Annotated in this window: 9 protein-coding genes; 8 read left to right on the top strand and 1 reads right to left on the bottom strand. The window is 75.8% G+C overall.

The window, feature by feature from the left end:
* Positions 1-452: 452 nt before the first annotated feature.
* On the bottom strand, positions 453-1,289 hold the full coding sequence (locus AB7J25_RS13845; RefSeq protein WP_428508896.1) for an IclR family transcriptional regulator: 837 nt from the start codon (positions 1,287-1,289) through the stop codon (positions 453-455).
* A gap of 237 nt (positions 1,290-1,526) precedes the next feature.
* On the opposite strand from AB7J25_RS13845, the gene AB7J25_RS13840 reads away from it, so the two are divergent.
* The 8 genes from AB7J25_RS13840 (at position 1,527) to AB7J25_RS13805 (ending at position 9,075) form a co-directional block, all read left to right on the top strand.
* Positions 1,527-2,438: a LysR family transcriptional regulator gene (locus AB7J25_RS13840; RefSeq protein WP_428508894.1), complete on the top strand. Its 912-nt coding sequence runs from the start codon at positions 1,527-1,529 to the stop codon at positions 2,436-2,438.
* A 73-nt stretch (positions 2,439-2,511) separates the two neighbouring features.
* The gene (locus AB7J25_RS13835; RefSeq protein WP_428508892.1) at positions 2,512-5,256 is read left to right on the top strand and encodes an ATP-binding protein; all 2,745 of its coding nucleotides are present in this window, start codon (positions 2,512-2,514) and stop codon (positions 5,254-5,256) included.
* A gap of 84 nt (positions 5,257-5,340) precedes the next feature.
* Positions 5,341-6,141, top strand: a complete 801-nt coding sequence (locus AB7J25_RS13830) for a 2-keto-4-pentenoate hydratase (RefSeq protein WP_428508890.1) — start codon at positions 5,341-5,343, stop codon at positions 6,139-6,141.
* A complete protein-coding gene (locus AB7J25_RS13825) occupies positions 6,138-6,914 on the top strand; it encodes a 2-keto-4-pentenoate hydratase (protein WP_428508888.1) in 777 nt (258 codons plus the stop codon). The genes AB7J25_RS13830 and AB7J25_RS13825 overlap by 4 nt, the downstream gene beginning before the upstream one ends.
* Complete coding sequence (locus AB7J25_RS13820; RefSeq protein WP_428508886.1) at positions 6,911-7,219, top strand: DUF2218 domain-containing protein; 309 nt, start codon at positions 6,911-6,913, stop codon at positions 7,217-7,219. The genes AB7J25_RS13825 and AB7J25_RS13820 overlap by 4 nt, the downstream gene beginning before the upstream one ends.
* Positions 7,216-7,602, top strand: coding sequence for a RidA family protein (locus AB7J25_RS13815; RefSeq protein WP_428508884.1), 387 nt, complete (start codon positions 7,216-7,218; stop codon positions 7,600-7,602). The genes AB7J25_RS13820 and AB7J25_RS13815 overlap by 4 nt, the downstream gene beginning before the upstream one ends.
* Complete coding sequence (locus AB7J25_RS13810) at positions 7,595-8,458, top strand: sugar phosphate isomerase/epimerase family protein (protein ID WP_428508882.1); 864 nt, start codon at positions 7,595-7,597, stop codon at positions 8,456-8,458. Before AB7J25_RS13815 ends, AB7J25_RS13810 begins: the two co-directional genes overlap by 8 nt.
* Positions 8,455-9,075, top strand: a complete 621-nt coding sequence (locus AB7J25_RS13805; RefSeq protein ID WP_428508880.1) for an N-acetyltransferase family protein — start codon at positions 8,455-8,457, stop codon at positions 9,073-9,075. The genes AB7J25_RS13810 and AB7J25_RS13805 overlap by 4 nt, the downstream gene beginning before the upstream one ends.
* Positions 9,076-9,117 lie beyond the last annotated feature (42 nt).

Here is a 9,117-nt window from a genome sequence, read left to right as displayed (position 1 = left end):
TCGCAGGGACAGCACACGCCTCGCACGGGCTGCAGCCTCTGCGGGGTGCGTCCGGCCTCTGCGAAGTGCGTCCGGCCTCTGCGAAGTGTGTCCGGCCTCTGCGAGGTCGCGGTGCCCGGGCGGCTCGGCAGCCGCGAACGGCACGCAGTGACGGGCGGTCCTCGCAGGGACAGCACACGCCTCGCACGGGCTGCAGCCTCTGCGGGGTGCGTCCGGCCTCTGCGAAGTGCGTCCGGCCTCTGCGAAGTGTGTCCGGCCTCTGCGAGGTCGCGGTGCCCGGGCGGCTCGTCAGCCGCGAACGGCACGTACGGGAAATAGGTCTTCCCGTACGTGCCGTTCGCGCGGCCAGGGGTGGGGCTCGCGGGGGCTCGCGGGGGTGGGGCTCGTGAGGGGCGGGGGTCCGCGCCACATCGCCAGAGCTCCCGCCCCGCCAGAAGAGCGCGGGTGCCCGATCAGGCGTGCTGGAGGGCCCGCCCGACCGCGTCGGCCAGCCGGGCCGGCGTATCCGCGACGTCCGCGAAGGCGGTGGCCGGGCGCCCGCCGCCCGCGAGCTCGCGCGAGAGGCTGCGTGCGGCGATGGACAGCGCCGCGACCACGGGCTGGAGCGGGTGGCTGAGGTCGCGGGCGCTCAGCTCGATGGCGGCGACGATCTCGCCTCCGGGCCCGAAGACCGGCATCGCGACGCCGCACACGTCCGCCTCGAGCTCCCGGCGTGCCACGGCCACGCGGGTGAGCCGGGCGACGGCCAGCGCGCGCCGGAAGCGGTCCGGTGCGGTGACCGTGTACGGGGTGTACGGGCGCAGCCCCCGAAGGATCGTCAGCTCCACGGTGCTGGCCGGGGCGAACGCCAGCAGCGCCCGTCCCAGTGCGGTCGGGTGGGCGGGCAGCGTGGCCGCCGGATGGAAGGTGGTCACCGGGCGCAGCCCTGGCTGCTTCTCGATGTAGGAGACCTCCAGCTCCTGGAGCACGCCGACGCGCCCCCGGCAGCCGGTGGACTGCACGAGGTCCTCGAGGACGTGCGGGGCGCGGTCGGCGACCGTGGGCGGGTCCGCGTCGGAACCGCCGATCACCCGCAGCGGGAGTCCCGCCCGGTAGTTGCCGTTCTCGGTGCGCTCCAGCAGCCGCCAGGACGCCAGCTCGGAGGTCAGCCGGTGGGCCGTGGAGATGGGCAGCCCCGCGAGGCGGGCGATCTCGGTGAGGGTGTGCTCGCTGCCCTCGGTGAAGGTCATGAGGATCGCGGTGATCTTGCTCGTGACCGATCTGCCGGCCTCGGCGGAGTTCCCTGCCACGTCGAGGACACCTCCCTGTGTCGGCGCCGCCGCGTGCGGGATCGGTCGGATCACCGGCAGCCGCGATCGGTTCACGGAAAGCAAACCTCGCACTACGGCGAGGTGACCAGCGCGTGATCCGGAGGACACCATCCGGAACCCGGATCGTCGGATCTGTTCCTGGGGTTGCGGCCGGTGAAATCCTGGGGTCGCTCCCGGGGGCGAAGCTGCGGCGCGGGGAGCACCATCCCGGATGCGATGGAACTGGACTGGCTCGAGACCTTCCTCGCGGTCGTCGACCGCGGGGGCTTCACCGCTGCGTCGGAGCAGCTGCACCGCTCGCAGTCGCGGGTGAGCGCGCACATCGCGGCGCTGGAACGCGATCTGGGCGTGCGCCTGATCGACCGGACGCACCGCCCCGCCACGCTCACCCCGGCGGGCGAGGTGTTCGCCCGGCACGCGCGCGAGATCGTCAGCGGGGTCGGTACGGCGCGCTCCGCGGTGAGCGCCCTGCGCGGCCTGGACCAGGGCGCGGTCACGCTGCTCACCACCCCGTCCATCGGCACGACCGTGTTCCCCGACCTGCTCGCGACGATCGCCCCTGAACTGCCCCGCGTCCGCTTCGGCCTCGCCGAGCACGCCCGTCACGACGCCGACAGCCGCAGCCTCGGGGAGGGGGTGGCGCTCGCGCTGCTCCCGCGGCTGCCGCACCCGCTCCCGGCCGGGCTGCGCGAGCGCGTGCTGTGGCGGGAGCCGTTCCGTGCCCTCGTCCGTGCCGACGACCCGCTGGCCCGAGCGGACGGGCCGGTCACCTTCGATCGCGTGCTGTGCTCGCCGCTGCTGCTCTGCGGGACCTCCTCCGAGGGCGGGCCCGAGGTCGTGCGGCTGCTCGCCGAGCACGGCGCGGCGATCCGGCCCCGCGCGACCACCGACACCATCGGGACGCTGGTGGGGCTCGTGAAGGCCGGCCTGGGGATCGGCGTCGTCAACGCCGTCGCGGCCGGCAAGGCGGAGTCGGACGGCCTCACCGTGCTGGAGATCGACGACGCCCGGCTCGGCCGTGAGGTCGCGGCCTACTGGTACGACGTCCTGCTCGCCACCCGGGTCGGGCGCACGCTGCACGCGGCGGTCCTCGCCGCGATGCCCCCGGGGGCCCTGCCGGTCCGCTAGGGTCGAGGCGCTCTGCCCCACACGGGCGCCGTGGCCCGCGCCGCGGCGCACGCCGTCCCGAGAAGAGCGCGCAGTGGACCCCTTCGTCGGCCGTCGGCCCGAGCTGTCGCTCCTGCAGGAGCGCCTCGCCGACGTGCGGGCCGGACGGCCGCGGATCGTACAGATCCAGGGCCCGCCCGGGATCGGGAAGACCGCCCTCGTCGAGCGCTTCCTCGACGGCGCGGAGGGTGTCACCGTCGTGCGTGCCAGCGGCGAGGAGGGGGAGACGCTGCTCGCCTGCGGGGTGATCGACCAGCTCGCCCGGTCCGCGGGCGTGCGGGGCGACCCGCTGCGCGCGGCGACCCGTCCCGGGGACGCTGCCGATCCCGTCGCGGTCGGCACGCGCCTGCTCGAGCTGATCGGCGAGATGGAGACGGCGGGTCCGGTCGTCCTCGTGGTCGACGACCTGCAGTGGGCCGACCAGCTCTCCGTGCGTGCGCTGGTCTTCGCCCTCCGTCGGCTGATCGCCGACCAGGTCCTCGCCCTCCTCACGGTGCGCGAGGAGGACGTCGCGGCGCTGCCCGGGAGCCTGCGCAGGCTGCTCTCCGGCCGCCGTGGCGTCACCCTGCGGCTGGCGGGCCTCGACGAGCGCGACATCACCGACCTCGCCACCGTCCTCGGCATCGCGAGGTTCCCGGCCCAGGCCGCCCACCGGCTGCGCAGCCACACGCGGGGCAACCCGCTGCACGCCCGCGCGGTGCTCGAGGAGGTGCCGACCGAGGAGTGGGGCTGGACCGAGGGGCGCCCGCTGCCGTCCCCGCGCTCGTTCCGGCTGGTGGTGCGGGGGCGCTACGCGTCCTGCGGTGAGGGCGCCCGCCGCCTGGTCGACGCCGCCGCCGTGCTGGGCAGCCGCTCGTCGCTGCCGTTGGCGGCCGAGCTCGGCGAGGTCGCCGACCCGGTCGCGGCCGCGGACGAGGCGGTGGCGCGCAACCTCCTCGTCACCTCGGCGGCCCGGCACCCGTGGATGCTGTCGTTCCCGCACCCGCTGGTGCGCTCGGCCGTGTACGACGCGCTCGGCCCGGCGCGGCGCAGCGCCCTGCACACCCGGGCCGCCACGCTCGTCGAGGACGAGGCGACGGTGCTCGCGCACCGCGTCGCCGCGGCGCCCGCACCGGATGCGGACCTCTCCGCGGACCTGCTGTCCTTCGCCCGGCGCGCGGCGTCGCGCCAGGCGTGGCCGAGCGCGGCACGCCATCTCGTCGAGTCCGGACGGCTCTGTTCGGACCGCGAGGAGGGTCGGGACCGGCTGCTCGGCGCGCTCATGTGGATGATCCAGACCGGGGACGCCGCGAGCGCGGCGGCACATGCGGCCGAGGTCGTCGAGATGCCCGGCAGCGCGCGGCGCGACAGCGTCCTCGCGGGCCTCGCGATGGCGCGTGAGGACCCCGCCGCCGCGGAGGAGCTGCTCGACGGGGCCTGGAAGCGCTGCGACAGCGGGACGGCCCGCGAGGTGGTGGCGGCGATCGCGCTGCAGACCGCGATCCACCGCTACGGCCGCCTCGACGGCGCGGGCACCGTCGAGTGGTGCCGGCGTGCCCTGGAGCACGCCGCCGCGGGCACCGAGGTCCGCCGCACCGCGCAGACGTACCTGGCCCACGCGCTCGGCTACAGCGGGCATCGCGCTGAGGCGTTCGGTGCCATCGCGGGTGCCGATGGGGATCCGGACGACCCCGAGGTGGCCTGGTTGCAGCCGCGCTCGGCACGCGGCCACCTGCGCCTTGTCGAGGACGACCTCGACGGGGCGCGCAGCGACCTCGCCGCAGTCGCCACCACCGCGTACCGGCTGGGCGTGCTCAACACCGCGGCGTTCGCGTTCGCGACGCTGGCCCGCGCCGAGTACCTGGCCGGGGCCTGGGACGACGCGGTCGTGCACGCCGAGCGCGCCGTCGCGATCAACTCCGAGTCGGACTGGGGCTTCACGCGCGCGATGGCGTTGGGTATCGCCGCTCTCGTCCCGGCGGCGCGCGGTGAGTGGACGGTCGCCGAAGCCGCGATCGCCGAGTCGGCGACGCGGTACCCGGGCGACTACGAGCGGTCCGTGGTCGCGATCGCGATGAGCACGGCCCGGCTCGCCGAGGCCCGCGGTGATCCCGCCGCCGTGGTCGCCGCGCTGGAGCCGGTGCGCTCGTTCCCGGTCCGGGACGCGACGGACGAGCCGGGGTTCTGGGCCTGGCAGGACCTCTACGCCGAGGGCCTCGTCGGCGTCGGTCGCGCGCAGGAGGCGGACGCGCTGCTGCACCCGCACGAGGAGGCCGCGGCGGACCGGGGGCGGTTCTCGTCGATCGCGCGCATCGCGCGGGCCCGCGGCCGCGTCGAGGCGGCCTGCGGGCGCCCGGAGCGCGCGGACGAGGCGTTCGCGCTCGCGCTGGACGCGTCGGGCCGGGTGGGGCTGCCGCTGGAGCGGGCCAAGGTGCAGCTCGCCGCCGGCGAGTTCGCCCGCCGCAGCGGGCAGCGCCGCCGGGGTGCGGAGCTGCTCGCCGCGGCCCTGGAGGCCTTCGATGCCCTCGGCGCCGAGCCCTACGCGCGGCGGTGCCGCACGGAGATGGCCGCGTCGGGGCTGCACCCGGCGAAGCGCACCGGCCGCGACGGGACGGCCCTCACCTCCCAGGAGCTGGTCGTGGCGCGGCTCGCGGCCGTGGGGCGGACGAACCGGGAGATCGCCGCCGAGCTCGTGGTGAGCGTGAAGACGGTCGAGTTCCACCTGCGCAACGCCTACCAGAAGCTCGGGGTGAACCGGCGCCGCCAGCTCGCCGCGCGCCTCGCCGAGCCCGTGTCCTGACCGGCCCCCGGTTGCCTTCCCACTGCGTGGAAGGGGGTGGCCGGGCCGTTGCCCGGCCGGGGCGCGGGCGGCGAGCCTGCCCTGGTGCCACCCACACAGTTGCACCGCGACCTGGCAGGCGAGCTCTGGGACGCCGACCGCACCGCGGTGCCGATCCCGCCGCTGACCGATCGCCATCCCGACCTCGGCCTGGAGGACGCCTACGCGATCCAGACCGTCAACGTCGAGCGCCGGGTGGCCGACGGGCGACGGATCGTGGGCCGCAAGGTCGGCCTCACCTCGCGGCCGATGCAGCAGCTCCTCGGGGTGGACGAGCCGGACTTCGGCGTGCTCACCGAGGACATGATCGTCGAGGACGGCGACGAGGTCGACCTGGCGCGCCTGGTGCAGCCCCGCGTCGAGGCCGAGATGGCCTTCGTCCTCGGCCGTGACCTCGCCGGGCCCGGGGTCTCCACCGCCACCGCGCTCGCGGCGATCGCGGGCGTCCTGCCCGCCATCGAGATCGTGGACAGCCGCGTCGCGGACTGGAAGATCAAGCTGGTCGACACGGTGGCCGACAACGCCTCGTCCGGGCTGCTCGTCATGGGCGGGAAGCTGACCCCGGTGGACCGGGTGGACCTGCGGCTGGTCGGCGTCGTCGTGAGCCGGGGCGGCGAGGTCCTGCACACCGGCGCGGGTGCGGCCGTGCTGGGCAACCCCGCCCGCTGCGTGGCCTGGCTCGCGAACAAGCTCGGCGCGTTCGGCTCCGGGCTGCGCGCCGGGGACGTCGTGCTGCCGGGCTCGCCGCACGCCATGGTCACGGTCGTCCCCGGCGACACGTTCCGCGCGGAGTTCGCCCACCTGGGCGCGGTGACCGTGCGCTTCTCGAAGGAGTCCGCGGCATGATCGACGCCCAGGCCGTCGCGAACGACCTCATCGCCGCCGAGCGGGAGCGCAAGACCATCCCGCAGTTCAGCGACCACCATCCCGACCTCGATCTGGACACCGCCTACGAGGCCCAGCGGCTGTTCGTCGCGTCGAAGCTGGCCGACGGGGAGCGGTTCGTCGGCTACAAGCTGGGCCTCACCAGCCGCAACAAGCAACAGGCGATGGGCGTGGACGCGCCCCTGTTCGGCCGGGTCACCAGTGGCATGCTCGCCCCCTACGGCGAGCCGGTGCGCCTGGACTCGTTCATCCACCCGCGGGTGGAGTCCGAGATCGCCTTCCTGCTCGCCCGCGACGTCCCCGCGCCTGCGACGGTCACCTCCGTGCTCGCCGCGACCGAGGCCGTCTTCGGCGCAGTGGACGTGCTGGACTCGCGCTACGAGGGATTCCGGTTCACCCTGGAGGACGTGGTCGCCGACAACGCCAGCGCGGGCGCGTTCTACCTCGGGCCGGTCGCCCGGCGGCCAGCTGAGCTGGTCGACCTGCGGCTGCTCGGCTGCGTCGTGCGCGTCGACGGCGAGGTGGTGATGACGGCGGCCGGGGCCGCGGTCATGGGGCATCCGGCCGCATCGGTCGCCTGGCTCGCCGGCCGGCTCGCGCTGCAGGGCGAGCAGCTCAAGGCGGGCCAGCTCGTGTTCTCCGGCGGGGTGACCGCACCGGTGCCGGTCGTCGCGGGCGGCAGCGTCACCTTCGAGTTCGACGGCCTCGGCGTCATCGAGGTGCAGGGCACGTGACCGGCGACGGGCCGCAGAGCGCGCGGGCCGTCGTCGCGACCGACGCGGCCGCGCGGTACGCCAAGCAGCTGCTCGCCCACCTCGGGCGCAAGACGGCGGTGGAGCCGCTCGACGGCGCTCCCGACGGCGGGCGGCTGCGGTTCGCCTACGGGACGGCGACGGTGCGACCCGGCCCGGACGGCCTGGAGCTGATCGCCGAGGCGGCCGACGCCGAGGCGCTGGCCCGGGTGCAGGACGTCGTCGGCAGGCACCTGGAGCGCTTCGGTGCCCGGCGCGAGCTGACCGTCGAATGGGGCCGTGGATGAGGACCGTCCGGACCGACCACGCCCCGGCGCACACCGGACCTGTCCCGCAGGCCGTGGAGGCGGGCGGCTGGATCCACGTGTCGGCCCTGTTCGGGGCCGCGCCCACCGACCACGCGATCCCCGCGCAGGCCCGGGCGGAGGCCGAGCAGCTCTTCGACAACCTGGAGGCGATCCTCGCCGCCGCGGACGCGCGGCTGACCGACGTGGTGCACGTCGGCATCGTCATGCGCGACCTGCAGCGCGACCGGCCGGTCTTCAACGCGGTCTGGGCCGAACGGTTCGGCGACCACCGCCCCGCGCGCTCGGCGATCGAGGCCCCCGACTTCGGCCGGGCGGGCGAGAACGCCCGGTTCATGGTGGAGGTGGCGGCCTACCGTGGCTGACCGGCCGGAGCTGGTTGCGAGCTTCTTCACGCTCACCGGGGCCGGGTTCGCCGAGGAGCCGCGCCACGGGTTCGTGCAGCGCTGCGTCGCGGCGGCCGAGGCCGGATTCGCAGGCGTCGGGATGCACGCCGAGGACCTGCCGCGCACCCGGGCCCAGGGCCTGGACGCCGCGCAGATGTGCGCGGTGCTCGCCGACACCGGCCTGCGGCTGGTGGAGATCGAGTTCCTCGGCGGGTGGGTGGTCGAGCCCGACGAGGTGGTCCTCGAACACACCGTGGCCGGGATCGAGGCCGTCGCGGACGCCTTCGGCGGGCGCCACGTGAGCGCCGGGGAGTTCCGCGACGGCGCGCTCGACACCGACCCGGACCTCGACGCCGCGGCGGACCGGTTGCGGGCCCTCGCCCTGCGGCTGCGCCGCCGCGGCCTGCTCGTCGCGGTCGAGGCGTTCCCGTGGTCGGCCCTGCGCGATGCTGGTACGGCCGTCGAGGTGCTGCGCCGGGCCGGGGCACCCAACGCCGGCCTGCTCGTCGACGTCTGGCACTTCGCCAACGGCGGCGCCGACCCGTCGCTGCTCGCGGACCTCCCGGGCTGCGGGATCGCCGCTGTGCAGCTCAACGACGGCCCCCGCGTCCACGCGGACTTCCTGCACCACGCCCGCACCGCACGCCGGCTGCCCGGCGAGGGCGAGCTGGACGTCGTCGGGCTCGTGCGCGCCGTCGACGCCACCGGGTTCCGCGGCCCGTACTGCGTCGAGGTGAACACTCCGCAGTTCCGGGCGCTGCCCGTCGGCGAGGCGGCGGCCCGTGCAGCGGCGGCCGCGACCGCCGTGCTCGCCGCCGCCGGGGTCGGGGCATGATGCCGCCGCTGCCGGGACCCGCGCCCGACCCCGACACCGTCGTCACCCGCGACAGCACCGCGCTGACCGTGCGCCCCATCGCCCCCGGCGACGCCGACGGGCTCGTCGAGCTGCACGCGCGGCTGTCGGGCGACACGATCTACCGGCGCTACTTCGGGGCCCGCCCGGCGCTCGCGCCGTCCGTCGTCGAGCGGTTCACCCAGGTGCCGGAGGAGTGGCGGTTCGCGCTGGTCGCGGTGCGTGAGCCCGCCGACCTCGTCGCCGTGGCCCGCTACGAGGGCAGCCCCGGGGCCACCGACGCCGAGCTGGCCGTCGTGGTGGACGACGCGCTGCAGCACCAGGGCGTCGGACGGGCCCTGCTGCTGCGCCTGGTCGACGTGGCCGTCGTCCGCGGGCTGGACGAGCTCGTGGCCGAGGTCCTCGTCGAGAACAAGGCCATGCTCGGCCTGCTGCACCGGCTCGGGATCCCGTTCGGGTCCCGGACCGGCGACGAGTCGACGCGCGTGCTCACCCTGGACCTGCGCGGGCTGCAGCTCGACGCGCAGCGCCGGGCCCGGGCACTCGGGCACGTCCGCCGCGCGGAAGCGATGCGCGCCGCGGCCCCGGGTGCGGGCTGATCGGTCCGCGCGGGGCGTGTCCGGACGCCGGGTCGCAGGCCA

This window comes from Pseudonocardia sp., assembly GCF_050246655.1.
GTDB lineage: Bacteria > Actinomycetota > Actinomycetes > Mycobacteriales > Pseudonocardiaceae > Pseudonocardia.
The sequence above is the reverse complement of the archived record's forward strand: the minus strand, read 5'-3'. Positions and strand labels throughout refer to the sequence as shown.